The sequence below is a fragment of the Pseudomonas sp. PDM05 genome, from assembly GCF_014851685.1.
GTDB lineage: Bacteria > Pseudomonadota > Gammaproteobacteria > Pseudomonadales > Pseudomonadaceae > Aquipseudomonas.
This window is the reverse complement of record NZ_JACVAC010000001.1, coordinates 296032-318409: the sequence shown is the minus strand read 5'-3', so window position 1 is coordinate 318409 and position 22378 is coordinate 296032. Positions and strand designations below refer to the sequence as shown.

At 63.1% G+C, this 22378-nt stretch carries 23 protein-coding genes; 9 read left to right on the top strand and 14 right to left on the bottom strand.

Going from position 1 to position 22378, the window contains the following annotated elements; genetic code table 11:
- Positions 1-17: 17 nt before the first annotated feature.
- On the bottom strand, positions 18-1022 hold the full coding sequence (locus IB241_RS01515; protein ID WP_192296643.1) for a transketolase-like TK C-terminal-containing protein: 1005 nt from the start codon (positions 1020-1022) through the stop codon (positions 18-20).
- Between the two features lie 129 nt (positions 1023-1151).
- On the opposite strand from IB241_RS01515, the gene IB241_RS01510 reads away from it, so the two are divergent.
- Entirely contained in the window at positions 1152-1331 is a 180-nt protein-coding gene (locus IB241_RS01510; protein WP_192297246.1) for a hypothetical protein, read from the top strand.
- Between the two features lie 8 nt (positions 1332-1339).
- Here the strand turns inward: IB241_RS01510 and IB241_RS01505 are convergent, their stop codons facing one another.
- A complete protein-coding gene (locus tag IB241_RS01505; protein WP_192296642.1) occupies positions 1340-2374 on the bottom strand; it encodes an AraC family transcriptional regulator in 1035 nt (344 codons plus the stop codon).
- A complete protein-coding gene (locus IB241_RS01500) occupies positions 2371-3501 on the bottom strand; it encodes a carbon-nitrogen hydrolase family protein (protein WP_192296641.1) in 1131 nt (376 codons plus the stop codon). The genes IB241_RS01505 and IB241_RS01500 overlap by 4 nt, the downstream gene beginning before the upstream one ends.
- A gap of 212 nt (positions 3502-3713) precedes the next feature.
- Between IB241_RS01500 and IB241_RS01495 the strand changes: the two genes are divergently transcribed.
- The gene (locus IB241_RS01495; RefSeq protein ID WP_192296640.1) at positions 3714-5753 is read left to right on the top strand and encodes an NADPH-dependent 2,4-dienoyl-CoA reductase; all 2040 of its coding nucleotides are present in this window, start codon (positions 3714-3716) and stop codon (positions 5751-5753) included.
- A gap of 42 nt (positions 5754-5795) precedes the next feature.
- Positions 5796-6680 (top strand): 1-aminocyclopropane-1-carboxylate deaminase/D-cysteine desulfhydrase, encoded by an 885-nt coding sequence (locus IB241_RS01490; protein ID WP_192296639.1) that lies wholly within the window; start codon positions 5796-5798, stop codon positions 6678-6680.
- On the opposite strand, the gene IB241_RS01485 is transcribed toward IB241_RS01490, so the two are convergent.
- The 3 genes from IB241_RS01485 to IB241_RS01475 form a co-directional block, all read right to left on the bottom strand.
- Positions 6670-7227, bottom strand: a complete 558-nt coding sequence (locus tag IB241_RS01485) for a cytochrome b (RefSeq protein WP_192296638.1) — start codon at positions 7225-7227, stop codon at positions 6670-6672. The genes IB241_RS01490 and IB241_RS01485 overlap by 11 nt on opposite strands.
- Before the next feature lie 233 nt (positions 7228-7460).
- Complete coding sequence (phnX, locus tag IB241_RS01480) at positions 7461-8288, bottom strand: phosphonoacetaldehyde hydrolase (RefSeq protein ID WP_192296637.1); 828 nt, start codon at positions 8286-8288, stop codon at positions 7461-7463.
- The gene (locus IB241_RS01475; protein ID WP_192296636.1) at positions 8285-9406 is read right to left on the bottom strand and encodes a 2-aminoethylphosphonate--pyruvate transaminase; all 1122 of its coding nucleotides are present in this window, start codon (positions 9404-9406) and stop codon (positions 8285-8287) included. Before IB241_RS01475 ends, phnX begins: the two co-directional genes overlap by 4 nt.
- 111 nt (positions 9407-9517) lie before the next feature.
- On the opposite strand from IB241_RS01475, the gene IB241_RS01470 reads away from it, so the two are divergent.
- Positions 9518-10375, top strand: a complete 858-nt coding sequence (locus IB241_RS01470; protein ID WP_192296635.1) for a LysR substrate-binding domain-containing protein — start codon at positions 9518-9520, stop codon at positions 10373-10375.
- 99 nt (positions 10376-10474) lie between these two features.
- Positions 10475-11182: a YebC/PmpR family DNA-binding transcriptional regulator gene (locus IB241_RS01465; protein WP_192296634.1), complete on the top strand. Its 708-nt coding sequence runs from the start codon at positions 10475-10477 to the stop codon at positions 11180-11182.
- A 121-nt stretch (positions 11183-11303) separates the two neighbouring features.
- On the opposite strand, the gene IB241_RS01460 is transcribed toward IB241_RS01465, so the two are convergent.
- From IB241_RS01460 to IB241_RS01445, 4 genes are all read right to left on the bottom strand, one after another.
- Positions 11304-12605, bottom strand: a complete 1302-nt coding sequence (locus IB241_RS01460) for a protein kinase (protein ID WP_192296633.1) — start codon at positions 12603-12605, stop codon at positions 11304-11306.
- Between the two features lie 52 nt (positions 12606-12657).
- Entirely contained in the window at positions 12658-13710 is a 1053-nt protein-coding gene (gene zapE / locus IB241_RS01455; RefSeq protein ID WP_412547859.1) for a cell division protein ZapE, read from the bottom strand.
- A 173-nt stretch (positions 13711-13883) separates the two neighbouring features.
- Positions 13884-14621: an anti-sigma factor family protein gene (locus tag IB241_RS01450; RefSeq protein ID WP_192296631.1), complete on the bottom strand. Its 738-nt coding sequence runs from the start codon at positions 14619-14621 to the stop codon at positions 13884-13886.
- Positions 14618-15124 carry a sigma-70 family RNA polymerase sigma factor gene (locus IB241_RS01445; RefSeq protein WP_192297222.1) on the bottom strand — a complete coding sequence of 169 codons (507 nt, stop codon included), beginning with the start codon at positions 15122-15124 and terminating at the stop codon, positions 14618-14620. The genes IB241_RS01450 and IB241_RS01445 overlap by 4 nt, the downstream gene beginning before the upstream one ends.
- A gap of 172 nt (positions 15125-15296) precedes the next feature.
- Between IB241_RS01445 and IB241_RS01440 the strand changes: the two genes are divergently transcribed.
- Positions 15297-16379, top strand: a complete 1083-nt coding sequence (locus IB241_RS01440) for a catalase family peroxidase (protein WP_192296630.1) — start codon at positions 15297-15299, stop codon at positions 16377-16379.
- Positions 16376-16921: a cytochrome b gene (locus tag IB241_RS01435; protein ID WP_192296629.1), complete on the top strand. Its 546-nt coding sequence runs from the start codon at positions 16376-16378 to the stop codon at positions 16919-16921. Before IB241_RS01440 ends, IB241_RS01435 begins: the two co-directional genes overlap by 4 nt.
- On the opposite strand, the gene IB241_RS01430 is transcribed toward IB241_RS01435, so the two are convergent.
- A complete protein-coding gene (locus tag IB241_RS01430) occupies positions 16905-18056 on the bottom strand; it encodes a M14-type cytosolic carboxypeptidase (RefSeq protein ID WP_192296628.1) in 1152 nt (383 codons plus the stop codon). The two genes, IB241_RS01435 and IB241_RS01430, sit on opposite strands and share 17 nt — an antisense overlap.
- Positions 18057-18157: 101 nt before the next feature.
- Here IB241_RS01430 and IB241_RS01425 point away from each other — a divergent pair, with 101 nt between their 5' ends.
- Positions 18158-18370, top strand: coding sequence for a hypothetical protein (locus tag IB241_RS01425; protein ID WP_192296627.1), 213 nt, complete (start codon positions 18158-18160; stop codon positions 18368-18370).
- 152 nt (positions 18371-18522) lie between these two features.
- Here the strand turns inward: IB241_RS01425 and IB241_RS01420 are convergent, their stop codons facing one another.
- Positions 18523-18873 (bottom strand): DUF6124 family protein, encoded by a 351-nt coding sequence (locus IB241_RS01420; RefSeq protein WP_192296626.1) that lies wholly within the window; start codon positions 18871-18873, stop codon positions 18523-18525.
- A 131-nt stretch (positions 18874-19004) separates the two neighbouring features.
- On the opposite strand from IB241_RS01420, the gene IB241_RS01415 reads away from it, so the two are divergent.
- Positions 19005-19640, top strand: a complete 636-nt coding sequence (locus IB241_RS01415; protein ID WP_192296625.1) for a LexA family protein — start codon at positions 19005-19007, stop codon at positions 19638-19640.
- On the opposite strand, the gene IB241_RS01410 is transcribed toward IB241_RS01415, so the two are convergent.
- Together IB241_RS01410 and IB241_RS01405 are read right to left on the bottom strand one after the other, a co-directional pair.
- Positions 19637-21562 carry an acetyl/propionyl/methylcrotonyl-CoA carboxylase subunit alpha gene (locus IB241_RS01410; protein ID WP_192296624.1) on the bottom strand — a complete coding sequence of 642 codons (1926 nt, stop codon included), beginning with the start codon at positions 21560-21562 and terminating at the stop codon, positions 19637-19639. The two genes, IB241_RS01415 and IB241_RS01410, sit on opposite strands and share 4 nt — an antisense overlap.
- Positions 21559-22365, bottom strand: a complete 807-nt coding sequence (locus IB241_RS01405; RefSeq protein ID WP_192296623.1) for a gamma-carboxygeranoyl-CoA hydratase — start codon at positions 22363-22365, stop codon at positions 21559-21561. Before IB241_RS01405 ends, IB241_RS01410 begins: the two co-directional genes overlap by 4 nt.
- Between the last annotated feature and the right edge of the window lie 13 nt (positions 22366-22378).

Below are 22378 nucleotides of genomic sequence, written 5' to 3'. Positions count from 1 at the left end.
GAACCTTGCAGTCCACTTCATGACAGTGGATAGCGGGCCATTGCCGTTTCTACCTGCTGTGAATCTATACGCCCCTCATCGGCCAAAGCCCTGAGCGCCGCCACCACAATCCAATACCGACTCGGCGCCGAAGCCTGCACCGTTCCCGCCCCCAGCGGTACAAACCGGGCATCCACATACCCCGCCAACTGATCAACGATCGGCTGCGGGTAACCTGTGACAGCGATCACCGGCGCGTCACTCCCCGACAGGCAACTGCGCAAGTGGCAACCGCGCCGGGGCGCTGTGGGGTGCAGGCGGTTCCAGCGTTCAGCGCCTGCCGCTTCACGGGCTAGGCGCGTGTAGCTGGGGCAACTCCATAGTTGTGCGCGGATATTCCAATCTTGCTTGAGCAGCCGCGCGGCGTGGACGACCTCTTCAAGCGCCTGACCGGCGCCGAGCAAGCGCACATCTCCCGTATGCCCTCGCTGTAGCGGATACATGCCCTTGAGCGCGTCCTCACGGTCTTGCTCGCTCAAGGTGCGCGCACCGTCTTGATCATGCAGCGCCAGGTAATAGAACCCAGGTTTGCCGTCGACATACAGTGCCTGCAACCCCGCCAGCACAATCGCCCGGGTTTCTGCGCCCGAAGCCGGATCGTACGGCATGCAATGCGGGTTGGTGGCGAGCCACAACGGCAAGGACGGTTGTGCGCCCTTGGGCCAGGCGGAAGGATGGTTTTCGATGTCATTGCACAGAATGCCGCGCTGAGCCGTCTGCCCGGACAGCGCACACAATTGCGCCGACGACGCGGCGCTGTGCAGGTACAGCAGCGGTTTTTCCGCGGTATTGCGCGCGAACCAGGTGGGCCAGCTGCCTACCCGCCGCGAGCGGGACTGAGCGCGAATCACCCAGGCCTGCCTGCTCGATTCCAGGGTGTTGGCCATGGACATCACCGTGTATAGCGGCGAATTGTGCGAGTGCGCGGCGCTATCGAGCGCCGCGATGCAAAGTTGTGCGGCGTGGGCAGTAGAGGCGGGCATGGGTGGGCTCCCTGAAGACGGATGGCCGTACCCTAATGGAGTTTCACATATAATTGCAATTGCAACTAAAACCCCAAGTGCTAAATCGACACAACGCTGCTACGTTTAATCCTGAGGTGCAGGAACGTCATGACGCTGACTTTTTTTCGTCATAACGGCACTTTAGGCTGGTCAGGCAGGTCATTTATCTGCAACCGCTTTCAATCAGACAAGGAGCCAAGCATGGACGACTACCAGGAAGAACTGCTCGAGTATCGCGCGATTGAGTTGGACCCGCTGGAACCCGCAGACGATGCCACCGAGCTGTAAGACCGACTTCAGGCGGAATGCCGCTGACTGCGGCGAAATTCCCCTGGGGTCTGGTTGTTCCATCGCCTGAACGCCCGTTGAAACGCCTGGGCCGAGGCAAACCCGAGCAAGTAGGCGATCTCGCCGAACGCCAACTCCGTATCGCGAATGTAGGTCATGGCCAGGTCGCGGCGGGTGTCGTTGAGAATCGCGCGGAACTGGGTACCTTCGTCGGCCAGTTTGCGGCGCAATGTCCAGGTCGGCAGCTTCAAGCGTGCCGCCACTTCTTCCAGGTCGGGTTCCCGGCCGCCATTGAGCATCGGCCCGAGCAACCGGGTAATGCGCTCGCGCAGGCTGCGGGTGCGGGTCAATTGCTCCAATTCCCGTTCACACAATTGCAACAACAAATGCCAGGTACTGGGGCAATGCTGTGGATTGCGCAGGGCCAGGGTGGATTGGTTCAGGCGCAGCTGATTCGACGCGGCACCAAACTGCACCGGGCTGTCGCCCAGCCGGTTGTATTGTTCGCTGTAGTCCGGTGCTTCAAATTCGATTTCAATGCGTTGTGCCTGCACCGGCTGTTGGGCCAGGCTCGATAGCTGGTGCAGCCAGCCGGCGATGATCGAATCCACCACAAAGCGGTTATAGGCGTTGTAGGGGCTGATGGAATAGAAGCGCAGCCAGGCGCCTTCGGCGTCCTCATGAAAACTCGATTGCCCGCGATAGTTGGAGCCGTACAACGCTTCAAAACGCGTCAGCGTGCGTGCGGCTTCACGAACGTTGGGCGCCTGGGCGGCGGTGACCCCGGCCAGGCCCGCCTGGCTCAGCCGGCTGAGCTGGCCCATGCGCAGGCCCAGGCTCGGGTCGCCAGTGAGCTGGATGGCCGCGTGGCCCAGGCGCATGTAACGGGGGATCGATAACCGCGCACCGGCTTCGGCGAGGCGCGCAGGGTCCAGGCCGTATTGCAGCAGTAGCGGTTGCGGGTCCAGGCCGTGGCTTTGAATGGCATCTGCCAGGGTGTGCACAAAGCCCACCGACAGATCCCCCAGGCGCACCGGTTTCACAGCCAGACATTCAACATGCGCGCGCCACGGGCTTCACCGTCGGCGCTGATCTGCCCGTTGTCGCTCAGGAAGCTGTGGCCGGCGGTGCCCAGGTCCCAGAATTGCCCGCGCAAAAACACGCTCATGCCGGCGGTTGCCTGGCTGATGGGTTGTTGGCTGATCAGGGTGAGGCGGCGCCAGGCCTCGCCTTCGCTGAGTTCTTCGGGCTTGAGGCTGATTTCCGGCGGTGTCGACACGCTTTTGAAACCGCGCCACGGTCGGTCCCAGGTATCGCGACCGAGCACAAAGGCCGGCACTGCGATCAGTTGCGCGCCTTGTTCGTTGAGTTTGCGGTAGTTGTCCGGATACCAACTGTCACTGCCTACCAGCACGCCGAGGCGGCCGGCCGGGGTGTCGACCACGCTGACGACGTTCTCATCGCCTGGCGTGATAAAGCCGCGCTCATCGTAGATCGGGTAGAGCTGGCGCTGCGGCTGGCCCACCGGCAGGCCTTCGGCGCTGAACACCAGGCTGGCGTTGTACAGCGCGCCATGGCCGACCTGCAGTTGCCCCTGGCTCACACTCGGGTTGGGCAGGGCAATGGAGCCGGCCACCAGGGTGACGCCGAACTCCTTGGCCAAACCGCCGAACACCAACTGATAGTCCCGCGCCATGCCGGAGGCTTTCATGCGCAGGTAGGCATCGTCCATGCGGTTGTCGCCGGTGGCGCTGATCCAGGCACGGGCGAACAGCAGGGGGTTGCTGGCCGACAGCCAGTTCATCGCATCCTTCGCGTGCAGGGCCTGGTAGACCTCATTTTTTTCGCCGGTGAGCATCAGCCAGGTGCCGATATGTTCCGGCAGCACCACGATGGTCTTGTGGTTGATCAGCCCCTGATCCCGGGCATTTTGCAGATAGGCCGCCAGCTTCAGGTGCAGGCGTTCCAGGCTCTGGTAGTCGGCAGGGAACAATTCCGGCTGGATGCCCAGCAGGTTGCCACGATCGGCCGGCACCCCTTCGTTCACCGCAAGGGTAATGCGCAGGTCCGACAGGTAATGCGCCACAGGGCGCTCCTGGGTCCAGACCAGATACGTGGCGACGGCGGCAACCAGGGCCAGGGAGACGGTAAAAGCTAGAAGTTTACGCATGGGGCAACAGACAACAGACCGTGTGCAGGGTTCGCCGACTAGGGTAGGGCCCATGGGGCGGCTTGCCAAGGGGCGCTGCGCATTTGGATCAATAACTTGTCAGTTTCGGTCATTGAGCCGTAGTCCAGTGCCTCTTAGTCTGTGGGACATAAACCGATGGCACACCGTTCGAGTGCGCCACGTCCCGTGATGATCCGTTGTGGAGCTGTACCATGACCGCTGCTGCCTACCCGCACCTGTTGGCCCCGTTGGACCTGGGATTTACCACCCTGCGCAACCGCACCTTGATGGGCTCGATGCACACCGGCCTGGAAGAGAAACCCGGCGGTTTCGAGCGCATGGCGGCCTACTTCGCCGAGCGCGCCCGTGGCGGCGTGGGCCTGATGGTCACCGGCGGCATTGGCCCGAACGATGAAGGCGGGGTGTATGCCGGCGCGGCCAAGTTGACCACCGACGACGAGGCGCAAAAGCACAAGATCGTGACGCAGGCCGTGCACGATGCCGGCGGCAAGATCTGCATGCAGATCCTCCACGCCGGTCGCTATGCCTACAGCCCCAAGCAGGTTGCACCGAGCGCGATCCAGGCGCCGATCAACCCGTTCAAGCCCAAGGAGCTGGATGAAGAGGGCATCGAGAAGCAGATCCAGGATTTCGTCAACTGCTCGTTGCTGGCCCAGGTCGCCGAGTACGACGGCGTGGAAATCATGGGTTCCGAAGGCTACTTCATCAACCAGTTCCTCGCCGCCCACACCAACCACCGTACCGACCGTTGGGGCGGCAGCTACGAAAACCGCATGCGCCTGGCCGTGGAAATCGTGCGCCGTGTGCGTGAGGCGGTAGGCCCGAACTTCATTATCATTTTCCGCCTGTCGATGCTCGACCTGGTAGAAGGCGGCAGCACCTGGGAAGAGATCGTGCAGTTGGCCAAAGCCATCGAGCAGGCCGGTGCGACGCTTATCAACACCGGCATCGGCTGGCACGAAGCGCGGATCCCGACCATCGCCACCAAGGTGCCGCGTGGCGCGTTCAGCAAAGTCACCGCCAAGCTGCGTGGCGCGGTGCAGATCCCACTGATCACCACCAACCGTATCAACACCCCGGAAATCGCCGAGCAGATCCTTGCTGAAGGCGATGCCGATATGGTCTCCATGGCGCGGCCGTTCCTGGCCGACCCGGAATTCGTCAACAAGGCCGCCGCTGGACGTGCCGATGAAATCAACACCTGCATCGGCTGCAACCAGGCGTGCCTGGACCACACCTTTGGCGGCAAGTTGACCACTTGCCTGGTCAACCCGCGGGCGTGCTACGAGACCGAGCTGAACTACCTGCCGGTCAAGCAGATCAAGAAGATCGCGGTGGTGGGCGCCGGGCCTGCCGGTCTGGCTGCGGCGACGGTTGCCGCCGAGCGGGGGCATCAGGTGACGCTGTTCGATTCCGCCAGCGAAATCGGCGGCCAGTTCAATATCGCCAAGCGTGTACCGGGCAAGGAAGAGTTCTTCGAAACCCTGCGCTACTTCAAGCGCAAATTGCAAACCACCCATGTGGAGGTGTGCCTCAATACCCGCGTCGACGTCGAGCAACTCAAAGCCGGCGGTTACGACGAGATCATCCTGGCCACCGGCATTGCGCCGCGCACCCCGGCGATCCCGGGCATCGAGCATGCCAAGGTGTTGAGCTACCTGGATGTGATCCTGGAACGCAAGCCGGTGGGTAAGCGCGTGGCGGTGATCGGCGCGGGCGGTATCGGTTTCGACGTTTCGGAATTCCTCGTGCATCAGGGTGTGTCCACCAGCCTTGACCGCGAAGCGTTCTGGAAAGAGTGGGGCATCGACACCCAGTTGCAGGCCCGTGGTGGTGTAGCCGGGATCAAGCCGCAAGTGCATGCGCCGGCGCGTGAAGTGTTCCTGCTGCAACGCAAGGCCTCCAAGGTCGGCGACGGCCTGGGCAAGACCACCGGCTGGATCCACCGCACCGGTCTGAAGAACAAGCAGGTGCAGATGCTCAACAGCGTCGAATACCTGAAGATCGACGATGCAGGTTTACATATCCGCATCGGCGCCGAGGGCGAGCCCCAGGTGCTGGCGGTGGACAACATCGTCATCTGCGCCGGCCAGGACCCGCTGCGCGAGTTGCAGGACGGTTTGCTCGCAGCGGGCCAGCATGTGCACCTGATCGGCGGCGCAGATGTGGCGGCCGAGCTGGACGCCAAACGCGCGATCAACCAGGGCTCGCGACTGGCCGCCGAGCTGTAAGGCACATAGACTACGGGCCCTTTGCGCACAGAGATGCACCTGATGGGCCCGTTTGACTGGCTTCCCCACGCTCCCCTTGAGCCCTTGCGCCTGGACTGGCTGCAAGGCGTCGAGTTGGCCGTGCTGCGCCTGGATCGCATCGACCCGCTGATCAGCGGCAACAAGTGGTTCAAGCTCAGCGGGCACCTGGCGCAGGCGCACAACGCCCAAGGCATCATCAGCCTGGGCGGCGCCTACTCCAACCATCTGCATGCGCTGGCGGCGGCGGGCAAGCGCTTTGGTTTTCCGACTGTGGGCCTGCTGCGCGGCCATCCCCAGGACACGCCCACCGTACTCGACCTGAAAGCCTTCGGCATGCAACTGCACTGGCTGGGTTATGGCGGCTATCGCGCGCGGCATGAGCCGGGGTTCTGGACGCCGTGGCGTGAGCGATATCCCGATCTGCATGCGGTGCCCGAAGGTGGCGGCGGGCTCGCCGGTGCAACAGGTTGCGGCGTGCTCATCGAGCAGGTTCGCGCGCAGTTGCACGTGCTGGGCTGGGCCGACTACGACGCCTGGTGGCTGGCGGCGGGCACCGGCACCACGTTGGCCGGATTGGCATTGGCGGAGGCGGGCGCGCACCCGGTGTACGGCGCTATGGCGGTACCGGACGACCATGGTGTGGCGCAGAACGTGGAGGCTATCGTGCAGGGCGGTTATGAACTGCTGGACGCCAGCCGAGGTGGTTTTGCCAAGGTCGATCCGCTGCTGCTGGACTTTATCGAGCAAACAGAAAAGGCCTGCGGCCTGCCCCTGGAACCGCTCTATACCGGCAAAGCGCTGCTGGCCTTGAAGCAGCAGATCGAAGCCGGGCGTTTTCGGCCCGGAACCCGCCTGATCTTCATCCACACTGGCGGCCTTCAGGGCCGCCGGGGCTTCATGGGGTAGCGCGCTTGCCGGGTATCATGCGCAAGGCCGTGTTATCGCGCAGGATGTAATGGTGAAAAATCCCCGCCAATGCATGCAACCCAATCAACCAATACCCGACCTTGCCGAACCACACATGCCAGCCCTCGATTTCTTTGGCCAGTGCCTTGTTCTCCGCGATCAACGGCGGCAATTCAATGCCATAGAACATCACCGAGTGCCCTTCGGCACTGACGACCAGCCAACCGGCGATCGGCATGCCAATCATCAGTGCGTACAGCGCGACGTGCATCAGCGTCGCCAACAGGCTCTGCCATTTCGGCGGCGTCGGCACAATTTTCGGCGCCACCCCCAGGCTGCGTGCAAACAGGCGTAGCCACACCAGCACAAACACGGTGAGGCCCAACATGAAGTGCATCTCGACAATCAGGGTTCGCGCCCCGCTGCCTTTGGGGAACTGGCCGCGCAATTCAATGCAGGCGTAGACCACCGCCAGTAGCACCACCATCAACCAGTGCAACGCAATCGACATGGTGCTGTAACGCGTATCGGAGTTTTTCCACGGCATCGCTGTGTTCCTCACTCATCAGGGCAAACCTGTGGCGAGGGCGCTTGCTCCCGTTGGGCTGCGCAGCAGTCCCTCTGTTCAGGGCCGCTTCGCGCCCCAATGGGAGCAAGCACCCTCGCCACAGCTACAGTTTCTTCACGGAACAGCATTGCGTTCTTCGGTGACGCAGTGACTTAACTGTATGCCGGTTTTGAGCACTTTGCCTGGGGTAAATGCCGTTGTCTTGACCTCTATCATTGAGCTTGCGGAATTTCCCCACGGGCCAGCCGTGCGTTGATCTCGGCGATCACCGCTGGCAACTCGGCGATGGTGTCGATCAGGTAGTGCGGGCGCGAGCCTGCGAACAGTGCTTCGATGCGCGTGCGTTCACTGGCCAAGGTGCTCGGGTCCAGGGCGCGGAACTGCTCATGGGTCAGGCCCAGCGCATTGCCGGAGCAGGTCAGCGCGACGGTCCACATCCCGGCGCGGCGGCCTTCGAGGATGCCCGGCACGGTGTCGTCGACCTTCACGCAGGCGGCCACGTCATCGATGCCCAGGGCGATCACGTTGGCCAGGGCCTGGGCCGGCCAGGGGCGGCCGTTGGGCACTTCGTCGGTGGCGACCACATGGTCGGCGTAATAGCCGTTGGTGGCGGCCAGCGCGACCACCTTGTCCATCACCTGCTTGGGGTAGCCGGAGCAGGAACCGATCTTGAGCCCTTGCAAGCGCAACCGGGCAATGGTGTCGAGGGCGCCGGGGATCAGCGCCGAGTGCTCGGCGATCTTCTCGATCTGCAAGGGCATGAAGCGCTGGTAGATGGCCGTCACGTCATCATCCGTTGGCGTGCGCCCGAATGCCTGGCGGTAGCGCTCGGCCACCTGCGGCAGGTTGCACAGGGTGCGGATGTGGTCCCACTTGCCCATGCCCATCGGGCCGCGGGCTTCTTCGATGGAGACTTGCACGTCGAACTCGGCAAATGCCTCGACAAAGATCTGCGTGGGCGCAAAGGAGCCGAAGTCGACCACGGTGCCGGCCCAGTCGAGGATCACGGCCTGGAGGGTGTTGGGGGTCTGATAGTTCATGCTGGCGATCCAATAGAGGAAGGGGTGATGCCCATGGCACGCAGTGCGTCGCCGATGGCGGTGATGGCGGCGCGCATTTGCGGGGTGTCGACATGGCCGATACAGCCGACGCGGAAGGTGTCGACTTCGGTCAATTTGCCGGGGTAGAGGATGAAACCCTTGGCCTTGACCCGTTCGTAGAAGTCCTTGAACTGGTAACGCGGGTCGTGCGGGGCGTGGAACGTGACGATGATCGGCGCCTGGATCGCCGCCGGCAGAAAGCTGCGCAGGCCCAGGTCGGCCATGCCGTCCAGCAGCGCCTGGCAATTGCGCGCATAGCGTTGATGGCGTGCGCGCAGGCCGCCTTCTTCGGCGTATTGCACCAGCGCTTCATGCAGTGCGGCGACCACGTGGGTCGGCGGGGTGAAGCGCCATTGGCCGGTCTTGGCCATGTACGCGTGCTGGTCGAACAGGTCCAGCGCCAGGGAGTGGCAGTTGCCCTGGGCGGCGGCCAAGGCCTGTTTGTCGGCAAAGACAAAGCCCATGCCCGGCACGCCTTCCAGGCACTTGCCCGAGGCGGCGATCAGCGCATCGAACGGCACGGCGCGGGCGTCAATGGGCAGTGCGCCGAAGGAGCTCATGGCGTCGATGATCAGGCGCTTGCCGTGGCGCTTGACCACGTCGGCGATCGCGGCCAGCGGGTTGAGGATGCCGGTGCTGGTTTCGCAGTGAATCAAGGCAACGTGGCTGATGCGCGGGTCGGCGCGCAGCAGGCGGTCGACATCGGTGGCGGTGGTGGGTTGGCCTTCGGCGGTTTCAAAGGTGCTGACGGCACGGCCCAGCACGTCGCAGATCTTCGCCAGGCGCTTGCCGTAGGCGCCGTTGATCAGCACCAGCACCTTGCCCTCGCGGGGCACCAGCGTGCCGATGGCGGCTTCGACGGCGAAGGTGCCGCTGCCCTGCAACGGTACGCAGTGATGACTGTCGGCGCCGTCGATGATCGCCAGCAATTGCTCGCAGACGCTGGCGGTCAGTTGGTTGAAGCGCTCATCCCAGGAACCCCAGTCCACCAGCATCGCCTGGCGGGTGCGGGCAGAGGTGGTCAGGGGGCCGGGGGTGAGCAGTACAGGCGCGGTCATTGCAAATCCTCGTCAAGCCATCGATTCAAGCTACGGCGCCTAAATTGCAGTTTGGCTTGTTATCAATCAAATTGTTTGTTGTTATGCGAGCTATCAGTGAGGCCGATAACCATGAACCTGTTCCAACTGCGTGCATTCGATGCCGTGGCCCGCGAGGGCAGCTTTACCCGGGCGGCGGCGCGGCTGTTTATCAGCCAACCGGCGGTGACCGGGCACATCAAGGCCCTGGAAGAGCACTACCAGATCCCCTTGCTGCGCCGTACCGCGCGACGGGTGGAATTGACCGAAGAGGGCGCACGTTTGGCGGCGATCACCCGGGCGATTTTCGGCCTGGTGGACGAGGCGCAGACGATGCTGGAGGCCAATCGCCAGTTGCTCAGCGGGCGCCTCGAAGTGGCGGCCGACGGCCCGCATCTGGTGATGCCGATGCTCGCCAGCCTGCGTGCGCGCTACCCCGGCATCACCGTCAACCTGCGCCTGGGCAACGCCCAGGAAACCCTGGCGGCGTTACTCTCGGAGCACGCGGATGTGGCGGTGTTGACCGAAGTGGAACCGCGCAACGGCCTGCATCTGCAAGCGTTGAGTGAATCGCGGATCTGCGCGCTGGTGCCGGTCAGCCACCCCTGGGCGATGCAGCCCGAGGGCATTGCGCTGGAGCAGTTGCACGGGGTGATCATGGTGCTGCGTGAGCCGACCTCCATCACCCGGCGCACTTTTGATGAGGCCTGTCAGGCGGCCGCTGTGCAGCCCAAGGTGTTGCTGGAACTGGACAGCCGCGAGGCGGTGACCGAGGCCGTCGCCGCTGAACTGGGCGTGGGGGTGGTGTCGTCGATGGAAGTCAGCCCCGACCCACGGGTGCGGGCGATTCCCCTGCAAGGTGACGGCTTGGTCAACCGCCATCTGCTCGGCTGCCTGGAGCGGCGTCGCTCATTGCGCTTGATCCAGGCATTTTTCGAGTTGGCGCCCTGACGGTTTTTTGGTGGAACGTTGCGTTTTTGCCCTATAAACTCTGCCCCCAAAGCGCCCGCCAGTAGACGTTTGGGCGCGATGGACAGAAGAGAGTGAGTCATGGGCGCACAGTGGAAAGTCAAACATAAAGAAGCGGCAGCCAATGCCAAGGGCAAGATCTTCGGCAAGCTGGTGAAAGAAATCACCATCGCTGCCCGCAACGGCGCCGACACCTCCACCAACGCCCACCTGCGTCTGGTGGTGGAACAGGCCAAAAAGGCCTCGATGCCCAAGGAAACCCTGGACCGCGCGATCAAGAAAGGCGCAGGCCTGCTGGGTGAAACCGTGCAGTACCACCGCGTGACCTACGAAGGGTTCGCGCCGCACCAGGTGCCGCTGATCGTCGAGTGCGTGACCGACAACATCAACCGCACCGTGGCGGAAATCCGCGTGGCGTTCCGCAAGGGCCAACTCGGTGCTTCCGGCTCCGTGGCCTGGGACTTCAACCATGTCGGCCTGATCGAAGCCTCGGCGGACACGCCGGACGCTGATCCTGAAATGGCCGCGATCGAAGCCGGTGCCCAGGATTTCGAAGCCGGTGAAGAAGAGGGCACCACCCTGTTCATCACCGAGACCACTGACCTGGATGCGGTACAGAAAGCACTGCCGGAGCAGGGTTTCACCGTGTTGTCGGCCAAGTTGGGCTACCTCGCGAAGAACCCGGTGAGCGGTTTGAGCGATGAGCAGATGGCCGAAGTCGAGGCTTTCCTCGAAGGCCTGGACAACCACGACGACGTGCAGGACATGTTCGTCGGCCTGGCTGGCTGATTCCAGCAGACCACATGCAATCCGAAATCTGGGAGCGGGCTTGCTCGCGAAAGCGCGGGATCAGTTGGAACACCTTTGACTGACACACCGCTTTCGCGGGCAAGCCCGCTCCCACATGGGGTTAGTGGTGTCCGATAGCGCTTAGCAAGGTTTCGATTTCTGCGAAACCTGGACGCGCCAGCACATCAGGTTGGCAGCAACGCTCGCGCAACCCGATCAGCTCGTCACTCACCCGGGTCTCGACCCGCGCCAACAACTCTCCCAACAGCACCCCAAACGCTCTCACTTCAATGCGCTGCAACGCCCGGGTCTCCTCGGTATCCGTCGTGGCATGGAACGACGCCGCGCCAAAATCCCCAAGCAGGCAATCACCGGCTTCATTCCACAAAATATTGTGGCCATACAGGTCACCATGGGTGATGCCATGCCGGTGCAGATGCGCGGCGACCGAGGCGATGCCCCGTGCCATGCGCAACGCCACCTCCAGGCTGAACACGGTGCCCGGTGCGTAGATGTCACGGGTGCACGAGGCCAGGCTCGGCAGGGCGGCGAGGTTGCGGTAGCTCGGGTCGATCAGGTCCATCACCAGCGCCGCTTGACCCTCAGGATGGCCGATCACGCGACCTTCGACCTTGATCAGGTTGGGGTGCAGCCCGGCGGCGATGCACGCTTGCATCTCATGCAGGGGCGAGCCGTCGCTGGTGATGGTGCCTTTGTAGAGCTTCACCGCGACGGATTGCCCCGTGGTTTTCCACAGCGCCTTATGGATCACCCCCGAGGCGCCTTCGCCCAGCACTTCGGCCAGCTCCAGTTCGGACCAGGGGATATTCGGCGTGCTGTCATCGCCAGGCAGCTCCACCGCCATTTCCACCGGATTGCCGGCATACGCCAGCCAGGTCAGGCTTGGCAGCGTCAGCAGCCATTGCGGCAGGCGGGTGAAGCGGTTGGCGGCGATGCGCAGCAGTTCGAGGTTGTGGCAGTCGGCCAGGCTTTCCGGCAGGTGCGTCAGTTGGTTGCCGGCCAGCATCAGTTTTTGCAGCAAGGGGCGCCGTCCCAATTCGCTGGGCAATTGGCTGATCTGGTTATCGGTGAGGATCAGCCAGCGCAGCAGTGGCGGCAGTGCGGCGGCGTGCACCTGCGTGATCTGGTTGGCCTTGAAGCCGATCATGCTCAGCTTGGCGCACTGGCCCAGGCATGGCGGCAGTTCGGTGAAGCGGTTGTCCGAGCAGAACAGCACGCGCAGGTGCGGCAGGCGGTGCAGGTCCTCAGGCAGGTGGCTCAGGGCGTTGCCGCTGAGGTTGAGGATTTCCAGGGAGTCGGCCAGCGCGAAGATTTCCCGGGGGAATTCGGTCAGCCCGCAGGACAGGTCCAGGCGCGTGATGCCAGCCAGTTGGCCGGCCTTGAGTTGGGCGAGGGTATGCATGAACGGCGCAGTCTCTGGGCGGTGGGGACGCAAGCGGCGCCCATGATAACGGTTACGCGTCGCTCTGTTGCAATTGCCCCAGGCGACTGACGGTGCGAGAGAGGTCGATGGCCTGGCCGCGCAACGCGTGGGCAAGGGGTTGTTCGCCGATCAGGATCAGGTGTTTGTCCTTGTCGTAGAGCACGTCCACCAGATTGATAAAACGCTGCTGCACGGCAATCGGACACTCCGCCAGCTCCGGCAGGCCGTCGATGATCCAGTGGTCGAAGTCGTCGCACAGCAACAGGTAGTCCAGCACCGCCGTGGGTTGCTCGCACACATCGTTGAAGGTAAAGGCGATGGTGCGCCCCTCGTGGCCACGGACTCGCAGCTGGCGGGTGCCGACGGTCAGGCTGAGGGCGGCGCAATCGGCCGCTGGCAAGCTCAGTGCCTGGCGTTGTGCCGGGCTGCCCGGGCACACGAAGCGGCCCTGGGTGAAGCGCTGTTGGTCGTGATTTTGCGCCAAGCCACGGTAGTCCTGGGGCGCGTTGACCTCCATGACGTCCATGCGCGCATCGATCAGTTCGATCACCGGCTTGAACCGCTGGTGGTACAGCGGGTTCGGCAGCAGCCCCGCCGGCGCGTAGTTGGAGGTCACCAGTACCAGCACACCCCGTTCGAACAACGCTTTGAACAGGCGTGTGATAAGCATCGCGTCGCCGATGTCATGGACGTGGAATTCGTCGAAACACAGCACGCGACAGTCTTCCAGCAATTCATCCAGGGTCACCGCGAGGGCGTCGGGCTGCTGGCGATGGCGGAACATACCCTGGTGCAGGCGGGCAAAAAAATCGTGGAAGTGCACGCGGCGCTTTTCGGCCAGGGGCAGTGCCTGGAAAAAACCATCGAGCAACCAGCTTTTACCGCGTCCCACGGCGCCATGCAGATACAGGCTGCGCGGCGCTGGCCCCGCTTGCTGCAAGGCCCCGGCCAGCAGCGTCATGCGTTCGATGACCTGCTGCTGGCTGGGGCTGAGGGTGTAGCCCTGGCGTTGGGCCTTGTCCTGAAAATACGCAGACACCTCGTCAACCTCGGCCGCGGCAGGCTTGGCGAATAAACGGCGCAGGGTGTTGGGTAGGGCCAATGGGGCGGGTTCCGTCTAGTGAGGGGCGCTATTTTGCGGGAAAGCGCGCCAATTTAACCAATACAAAATGCGCTGGCCAGCGATCGCAAAAGCAGATGGCCGCTCCCGCCGCCGGCCGGTATCGACTTGCGCAACGTGACTGTGGGCAGGGGCTTCTAGAACTTCAGCAGTGCCGTGGTGGGTTCGCCCTCTGGGCTGACCATCGCATAGTTGTAGCCGCCGCCGGACCAGTACTCGGCCTGCAAGCCATCGGCGCTGCGGCTGCCACGGGGCAGGAAACCGTTGTCCGGGCCCGGCGGGCGAATATAGAAGCTGATGCGCCGACCTTGTTGATCCTCATACAACACCATCGCCGCCGCGCCTTGGTCGGTCGTGAGCAAACGCCCGCTGACCGCTGTGTAGCCGGCTGCGCTCAAGTCCGGCAGGCGGCTGGCTTGGCTGAAGTAGCGGTCGATCCAGGCTTGCATGCTGCCGCCGTCCTGCACGTGATAGTCGGCGGGCAGCACGCCGTCCCTGGCAAACAAGCGATACGCCTGCATGGCGTCGGCCATGGGCAGCAGGGGCGTTTGCGTTGCTTCGCGGGCCTGCCAGCCGCCGATGCCGCCGAGGCTGACGGCGAGCAACAGCAGCGCCGCCGTGGCGAAGTGTCGGCGGGTCTGGCGTTTGCGGCGTTGGCGGATCAGCGCCGGGTCCAGCGCGGGGTTGCTCGGCTGTTGCAGGGCTGCGCCGAGTGCGGCGCGCAGCAACTGTGCGTCCTGCTGCCAGGCGTGGACCTGGGCCGCGACGTCGGGGTGGGCGGCCAGCCAGGTGTCGAGGAGGCGCCGGTCACTGTCCGCCAATTGGTGGTCGACGTAGGCATGCAAATCGCGTTCGCTGGGGGGCAGGCTGATCATTTGAGTATCCGCAGGGAAGGGCTGGCAATTTCGCCATCGCTGAGTTGACGCAAGGCTTGGCGCGCGCGGGACAGACGCGACATCACGGTGCCGATGGGCACCTCCAGGATGTCGGCGACTTCCTTGTAGCTCAAGCCTTCGACCGAGACCCACAGCAGCAGGGCCCGCTGCTCGGTGTTGAGCAGGTCGAAGGCTTGCAGGGTGGATTGGGCGATCACCGTGCGTTCCACCGACGGCTGCGCCTCCTCGCGGCCGGTGAACAATTCGAGCATGCGCGCATAGCGTCGGGTGCGCCGGTGAGCGTCGAGGAACTGCCGGTAGAGGATCGAAAACAGCCACGCACGCAAATCGCCTTCGCTGCGCTTGCCGACCCAGCGGGTGAGCGCCCGTTCCAGGGTCGATTGCACCAGGTCGTCGGCGCTGCTGGCGTTACGGGTCAGGGACACGGCAAAGCGCCGTAGCCTGGGGATGAGTTCACGTAACGCTGCGTCGAGTTCATGCATGGAGTTCTGGCTGGTCATTGCGCTGGGACTAGAGAGACGTCCGGCGTTGGCGGTTATTCCCGGGGCCGGAAAATTAAGTCGTTGGCCAGGGAATAGAGGCGGTTGGCGTTCGTCCTAATGCTCCGACCTTATGTTCCATCCCCCCTGAGGCCCCTGGCCCTGGAGTTCCTTCATGGTAGATCACTCATCACCACCCCGTCCCCCGTTGAGTACGGCGAGCCTGATCGCGCGACTCGCCGGTATCGGTGCCGTGGTCGCGCTGGTGGCCGGGGCGTTTGCCTACGTCAACGGCACGCTCGACCCACAACGCCTGCGTCCGAAAACCTTGGTGAATGCCTTGGAAACCAACAACGGTGTGCACCCGGGTTTCCGGCGTAACCATGCCAAGGGCGTATGCGTTGCGGGTTATTTCGAAAGTAGCCCCGAGGCACGTGCCTATTCCAGCGCACAGGTATTCAGCGCGGCCAAGACTCCGGTCATCGGCCGTTTTGCCTTGCCCAGCGGCAACCCGTATGCGCCGGACGGCAGTGTGCCGATCCGCAGTTTTGCCGTGCAATTCACTCAGGCCAACGGCCAGCAATGGCGCACCGGGATGAACAGCATGCCGGTATTCCCGGTGGGTACGCCCGAGGCGTTTTACGCGCTGCTCAAGGCCGGCGCGCCGGACCCGGCTACCGGCAAGCCGAACCCGTCGAGCATGCCCGCATTTTTCGCCACGCATCCGGAGACGGCGGCGTTTCTGGCGTGGGTCAAGACGGCCAAGCCATCGGCCAGCTATGCGACCGAAACCTACAACGGGATCAATGCGTTTTATCTGGTGGACGCCGATGGCAAGCGCCAGGCCGTGCGTTGGGCAATGGTGCCGCTGAGTCAGGATGCAGCGGGTGATACCGCGCCGGCGGGGCCTGATTTTCTTGAGCAGGACCTGGTGCAGCGGCTAGGCGCTGGCCCCCTGCGTTGGCAGTTGAACATGGCCCTGGCCAACCCCGGCGACCCGTTGGACGACGCGAGCAAGACCTGGGCAGGCGCGCACAAGGTGCTGAACGCCGGGACGCTGGTGTTGCAGAGCAGCCAGCCGCAAGCGAACGGCGATTGTCGCGACATCAACTTCGACCCGCTGATTTTGCCCAGCGGTATCGAAGCCTCCAATGATCCGCTGTTGGCCGCACGTTCGGCGGCGTATGCCAGTTCATATCTGCGCCGTGCCGGTGAAGTCAGCCCGCTGCACCGTGCCCCTCAGGAGTCGAAGCCATGAATACTCAACCGCGGTTTTTTGCGCCATTGGCGCGCTTGCTGCACTGGCTGATGGCGCTGATGGTCATCGCCATGCTGTTTATCGGCGCGGGGCTGGCGGCGTCAGTGTCGCAGCGGCACGAATGGTTGATCCACCTGCATAAGCCGTTGGGGATAGCGATTCTGGCGCTGGTGATCGTGCGCTTGGTGGTGCGCTTTTCCACGCGCCAACCGCCGTTGCCTGCCGATTTGCCGATGTGGCAAGTGCTGGCGGCCAAGGCGTCCCACTGGGTGTTGTACGGGTTGATGCTGGTGTTGCCGCTGTTGGGCTGGGCGATGATCTCGGCCGCCGGCGACCCGGTGATGCTCGGCAGCTCGGTGCAATTGCCCGCGCTGGTGGCGGCAAATGCACCGTTGTTCGCGGTGCTGCGCAAGGCCCATGGCTTTCTCGCCTACCTGTTGTTCCTGACGGTGCTGTTGCACCTGGCGGCGGCGTTGTTCCACGGGCTGATCCGCCGCGATGGCGTGCTGCGCAGCATGACAGGCGTCAGCGCAAAACGCTGACGATGTCGGCGACGGTGCTCAACACGTCCTTGCCCAACTGCATCGAACGTTTGCCCGACCAGCCAGTGTGCGGGTTGGGCGCGTCGTCGTTGTCCTTGAACGGCATTTCCAGGGTCAGCGACAGGCAGTCGTACTTTTCCCCAACGGCATTGCAGGCCAGGGTCATGTTGGCTTCGCCCGGCAGGTCGCGGGTGTAGCCGTGGGTGGTCTGGAAGTCGCGGGTCAGGGCGCTCAGGTGACTGCGAAAGTGTTTTTCCAAGGCTTCTATACGCGGCGTGTAACCTGGGTTGCCTTCGCAGCCAGCGGTGAACACGTAGGGGATTTCTTCGTCGCCGTGGATGTCGAGGAACAGGTCGACGCCGTACTTCTCCATCTGTTGCTGGACGAAGAAGACTTCCGGGCTGAGTTCTTCGCTGGCGCTTTGCCAGGCTCGGTTGAGGTCCTGGCCCATGGCGTTGGTGCGCAAGTGGCCGTGGAATGCACCGTCAGGGTTCATGTTGGGCACCAGGTACAGGTCGGCGACTTTCAGCAGCTTTTTCAGCTCGCTGTCGCCGTCCTGTTGCAGGCGTTCGATGATGCCTTCCATGAACCATTCGGCCATGTGTTCGCCGGGATGTTGTTGGGCGATGATCCACACCTTGCGTCGGCCTTCGCCGCCTTTGCCACGGCGCAGCAACTGAATGTCGCGGCCTTCGACACTTTTTCCGGTGGCCAGCAACTGGGTGCCCGCACGGGTCAGGGCCTGTTCGATCAGCCAGTCGTGGCGCTCACGGCTGTAGGGTTCGAAATAGGCAAACCAGGCGTGTTTTTCACGGGTTTCGAGGCTGATGTGCAAGAGGTCGCCATCAAAACGCGTTGGCACGCGGAACCAGTTGATATGGTCGTAGGACGCCACGGCGTTGTAGCCGCTCCACGCGTGCTTATAGGAAGACTGGCTCGCGTTGCTCAGGCGGAAGGTGTGGGTGTGGCCCACATGCATGCCTTCGGCCTTGAAGTGGAACCATTGGAAATGCGGGCTGCGGGTGTCGGGTTTGATGGCGAGCAACAACTGATAGGAATCGCTGGCGTCGAGCACCTGGATATTGCCACTGTCGAAGTCGGTGCTGATCCGGATGGAGGTCAAGGCCACGGTCATAGTCTGATTGCCTGAGTATGAGTGTTGTGGCAGGTATCTTACACAGGAGTCGGGCAAAATCTTGATGCAAAATTGTTGCATGGAGAAGGGGGGCGTCGTCCATGACGCCGCAGCAGCTTAGAATCTATGAGATTGATTCTCAAGCGCTAATTCGCAGAGATCCGACGCAGGGCGTTCGTTCGGCTTTCTTTTCGCGATGGTCTTTTGCTACCATGCGCGCCATCAAGCAACACACAGTCTTCATTAGCCTGAAGCCATGCCAGGGAAACTGGCAAAAAAAAGACCCGGCCAAAGAGCCGGGTCAAAAACCGTGATTAGCCTGATGAGGAGATATTCCAAGAGTCCGACCTAAGGTCCCTTGGTCTATCGACTGATCTCGCGATCAGCTGGGTCCAATAATAATCATTATCATTTGCAAGTCAAATGTTTTTATCCGTGGGATAGAAATATTTTTCCCGCGTGCCCGCTAAACGTTCGCCTGGGCTTCTGGCACCTGCAACGACCGCTCCACCATCGCCTTTGCCATATCAATCAAATACACCACTGAAAACGCCAGGTCCCGCTGGTTGCCTTGATGGCTGTTCGCCGATTCATACGCGGTGGCGGCCGCACTGCGCAGCAAGTCCGAGGCATGCACCAGTGCTTCCTCCTGGCTGATGCCGGATTTGACGCGGAACAGGATGTCGTCCTGGATCGATGTCGACATATCTTCTTTCAAGTAATAGTCCAGCGCGCGCTGGGCGGCGCCGCTGCTGCGCATGTCCAGCGGGTCGTCGGTTTCGGTTGTGTTGGGCAGTGAATACTGGCTTGTCGTCATAAGGGGCGGTACTCCGTGTGGGGGTCGAAAACCTTATGTCCGATGATAGTACGTATCGTATTTATGTCGTTTTATGGATTACTACAAACTGTTTATTGCCCTGGAATATGCCTGCCGTATGCTCAGGCCCCATGGATAAATGGATAGCGTTGGTCAAAGCCAACATGGAAGACGCCAAGGTCTCCCAAACCGAACTGGCCAAGCGCCTGGGCATGAGCCAGGGGGGCGTCGGCCACTGGTTGACGAAGCGTCGCACGCCGCGCGTGGCAGATATGAATCGGGTGCTGGCCGAGCTGGGCCTGGGTGACCTGGAGGTGACGCTGCACATTCGCGAACGCAGCGCTGAAGCGCCGGCCGCGACCGGCAAGTACAACCCGTATTTCCGCTACCCGGTCAGCGATTGGAAAGGCCTGTGTGAAGTGCGCGAGGAGCGCGGGACCTATGCCGCGCCACGCTTCGAACCGACGGATTACCACGCCCGGGGCGCTGCCTTCTGGCTGCCGGTCACGGGCGACGCCATGACCGCGCCCAGCGGCTTGAGCATCAGCGCGGGCATGCTGATCCTGGTGGACCCGGCCATCACCGCCGAACCGGGCAAGCTGGTGGTCGCACAATGGGCCGACAGCCCCCAGGCCACCTTCCGTCAGTTGGTGCAAGAGAGCGGCCAGTTGTACCTGGTGCCGCTCAATCCCACCTATCCCAAGCAGCTGTTCAGCGCGGATTGCCGCATCCTGGGCGTGGTGGTGCAGGCCACGGTGAAGTTTTAGTCCGCCGTGGCGAGCTCCACCAGCGCGCAACCTTCGGCAACCATTTCGCCTTCTTCGCAGAACAGTGCCTTGATCACCCCGGCCTGGGGCGCGCGGATGCTGTGTTCCATCTTCATCGCCTCCAGCACCACCAATTGCGTGCCAGCCTCGACGGTTTGGCCGACCTCCACCAGCACCCGCACGATACTTCCGTTCATCGGCGCCGTGAGGCCGCCCTGGTGCGACTGACCGGCTTCGACCGCCGCAATCGGGTCAAACAGGCTGACCGCATGCATCTCGCCGTCCCAGCGCAGGTACAGGGTGTCGGCGCTGCGTACGGCCAGATGGGCGCGCCGCACGCCCTGGTGTTCGATCAGCAACTGTTCGCCGCTTAACTGCGGCGCGTCTGTCGCCAGTGTCACCAGCCGATCCTGGCCATTGCAGCTCAAATGCAGGGAGACCTCGGCCGGCAGCCCGGCACGAAAGCCGCGAGTGTCGGCCCACGGCCCATCAGCCTTGGGCAGGCTCTGCATGAAGGCCGCGCCGGCCGCCTGCCAGAATGCATCGCTCAACTCGCCTGGCTCCGGTAGCAGTGCATCCTGATAACGCGGGATAAACCCGGTATCCAACTGCGCCGCGGCAAACGCCGGATGGCCGATGATGCGTCGCAAAAAGCCCAGGTTGGTCTTGAGCCCGCCGACGGCAAATTCATCGAGCATGCTCAACAAGCGCAGGCGCGCCTGTTCACGGTCTTCGCCCCAGGCAATCAGCTTGCCGAGCATCGGGTCGTAGAACGGCGACACGCTGTCGCCTTGGGCGACGCCGCTGTCTACCCGGCGCCCAGGGCCTGGTGCGGATTCGCGGTACAGCGCCAGGTGGCCGGTGGCCGGCAGGAAATCATTGGCCGGGTCTTCGGCATATAGCCGCACTTCAATGGCATGCCCGATCAGCGGCACCTGTTCCTGGGTGATGGGCAGCGCTTCGCCCTGGGCGACGCGAATCTGCCAGGCCACCAGATCGAGGCCGGTGATCGCTTCGGTCACCGGATGTTCCACTTGCAGGCGCGTGTTCATCTCCATGAAGAAGAACTCGCCGCGCGCATCCAGCAGAAATTCCACGGTGCCAGCCCCCACGTAACCGATGGCCTGGGCCGCACGCACCGCCGCTTCGCCCATGGCCTTGCGCTGTTCAACACTCAGGCCCGGCGCCGGGGCTTCCTCGACGACCTTTTGATGGCGTCGCTGGATCGAGCAGTCGCGCTCGTTGAGGTACAGGCAATGCCCATGCTGATCGGCAAACACCTGGATCTCCACATGGCGTGGCTTGAGCAGGTATTTCTCGACCAACATCTGCCCATTGCCGAACGACGACAAGGCCTCCCGCTGTGCGGAGGCGAGGGCGTCGGCGAGCCCGCTGACGTCCTCGACCACTTTCATGCCCTTGCCGCCACCGCCGGCAGTGGCCTTGAGCAATACCGGGTAGCCGATCCGCTCGCACGCGTCGCGGAAGGTCTCCAGGTCCTGGGCGGCGCCGTGATAGCCCGGCACCAGCGGCACGCCGGCGGTTTCCATCAGCGCCTTGGCGGCGGATTTGCTACCCATCGCATCAATGGCCGAGGCGGGCGGGCCGAGAAAGATCAGGCCTGCGGCCTCAATCGCACGGGCAAATGCGGCGTTTTCCGACAAGAAGCCATAGCCCGGATGAATCGCCTGGGCGCCGCTGGCCTGGGCGGCGGCGATCAGTTTGTCGATCTGCAGGTAACTCTCGGTGGCCTTGCTGCCGCCCAGGTCGACCCGAATATCCGCCTCGCGACTATGCCGCGCATCGCGGTCGGTGGCGCTGTGCACGGCCACGGTGGTCAGGCCCATGGCCTTGGCGGTACGCATGACGCGGCAGGCAATTTCACCGCGATTGGCCACTAGTACGGTGGTCAATGGACTCATGGGCGCGGCTCCTGTGCTTGCCAGCTGGGCGGACGTTTTTGCAGGAAGGCACGCAAGCCTTCCTGGCCCTCGGCACTCACGCGAATCCGTGCGATGGCGTTTTCGCAATAGCGCCGCAACGCCGGGGTGAGGGCGCCGTTGCCCACTTCACGCAGCAAATCCTTGCTGGCGCGCATTGCCGCCGGGCTGTTTTGCAACAGATTGGTGATCCACAGTTCGACATGCAGGTCGAGGTCGGCCACCGGATAACTTTCCGCCAGCAGGCCGATTTCCCGCGCGCGCTGGCCGCCAAAGCGTTCGGCCGTGAGGGCGTAGCGCCGCGCCGCACGTTCGCCGATGGCCTGGACCACGAATGGGCTGATCACCGCGGGGGCCAGACCGATGCGCACTTCCGACAGGCAGAACTGCGCATCATCGGCGCCAATCGCCATGTCGCAGCAACTGATCAGGCCCAGCGCGCCGCCGTAGGCCGCGCCTTGCACCACCGCCAGGGTCGGGATCTTCAGCTTGGCCAGGTTGTACATCAGCTCCGCCAGTTCGCGGGCGTCGTCCAGGTTGGTGTGGTAATCCAGTTCGGCTGACTGCTGCATCCAGGCCAGGTCGGCGCCTGCGCTGAAATGCCTGCCGCGCCCGCGCAACACCAGGAAGCGCAGGGTTGGATCGCCCTGTACCCGGTCTAGGGCGATGATCAGTTCGCGGATCATCTCGGCGTTGAACGCGTTGTTCTTGGCTTCACGACTGAGCCACAGCGTGGCGAAACCACGGCTGTCGGTGATCAGTTCGAGGGTATTGAAATCGCTCATGGGTACAGCTCCA

Coding starts and splice junctions, on each gene's coding strand:
- IB241_RS01515 (WP_192296643.1), bottom strand. CDS start 1,022: ATGCCCGCCTCTACTGCCCACGCCGCACAACTTTGCATCGCGGCGCTC.
- IB241_RS01510 (WP_192297246.1), top strand. CDS start 1,152: ATGACGCTGACTTTTTTTCGTCATAACGGCACTTTAGGCTGGTCAGGC.
- IB241_RS01500 (WP_192296641.1), bottom strand. CDS start 3,501: ATGCGTAAACTTCTAGCTTTTACCGTCTCCCTGGCCCTGGTTGCCGCC.
- IB241_RS01495 (WP_192296640.1), top strand. CDS start 3,714: ATGACCGCTGCTGCCTACCCGCACCTGTTGGCCCCGTTGGACCTGGGA.
- IB241_RS01490 (WP_192296639.1), top strand. CDS start 5,796: ATGGGCCCGTTTGACTGGCTTCCCCACGCTCCCCTTGAGCCCTTGCGC.
- IB241_RS01485 (WP_192296638.1), bottom strand. CDS start 7,227: ATGCCGTGGAAAAACTCCGATACGCGTTACAGCACCATGTCGATTGCG.
- phnX (WP_192296637.1), bottom strand. CDS start 8,288: ATGAACTATCAGACCCCCAACACCCTCCAGGCCGTGATCCTCGACTGG.
- IB241_RS01475 (WP_192296636.1), bottom strand. CDS start 9,406: ATGACCGCGCCTGTACTGCTCACCCCCGGCCCCCTGACCACCTCTGCC.
- IB241_RS01470 (WP_192296635.1), top strand. CDS start 9,518: ATGAACCTGTTCCAACTGCGTGCATTCGATGCCGTGGCCCGCGAGGGC.
- IB241_RS01465 (WP_192296634.1), top strand. CDS start 10,475: ATGGGCGCACAGTGGAAAGTCAAACATAAAGAAGCGGCAGCCAATGCC.
- IB241_RS01460 (WP_192296633.1), bottom strand. CDS start 12,605: ATGCATACCCTCGCCCAACTCAAGGCCGGCCAACTGGCTGGCATCACG.
- IB241_RS01450 (WP_192296631.1), bottom strand. CDS start 14,621: ATGATCAGCCTGCCCCCCAGCGAACGCGATTTGCATGCCTACGTCGAC.
- IB241_RS01445 (WP_192297222.1), bottom strand. CDS start 15,124: ATGCATGAACTCGACGCAGCGTTACGTGAACTCATCCCCAGGCTACGG.
- IB241_RS01440 (WP_192296630.1), top strand. CDS start 15,297: ATGGTAGATCACTCATCACCACCCCGTCCCCCGTTGAGTACGGCGAGC.
- IB241_RS01435 (WP_192296629.1), top strand. CDS start 16,376: ATGAATACTCAACCGCGGTTTTTTGCGCCATTGGCGCGCTTGCTGCAC.
- IB241_RS01430 (WP_192296628.1), bottom strand. CDS start 18,056: ATGACCGTGGCCTTGACCTCCATCCGGATCAGCACCGACTTCGACAGT.
- IB241_RS01425 (WP_192296627.1), top strand. CDS start 18,158: ATGACGCCGCAGCAGCTTAGAATCTATGAGATTGATTCTCAAGCGCTA.
- IB241_RS01420 (WP_192296626.1), bottom strand. CDS start 18,873: ATGACGACAAGCCAGTATTCACTGCCCAACACAACCGAAACCGACGAC.
- IB241_RS01415 (WP_192296625.1), top strand. CDS start 19,005: ATGGATAAATGGATAGCGTTGGTCAAAGCCAACATGGAAGACGCCAAG.
- IB241_RS01410 (WP_192296624.1), bottom strand. CDS start 21,562: ATGAGTCCATTGACCACCGTACTAGTGGCCAATCGCGGTGAAATTGCC.
- IB241_RS01405 (WP_192296623.1), bottom strand. CDS start 22,365: ATGAGCGATTTCAATACCCTCGAACTGATCACCGACAGCCGTGGTTTC.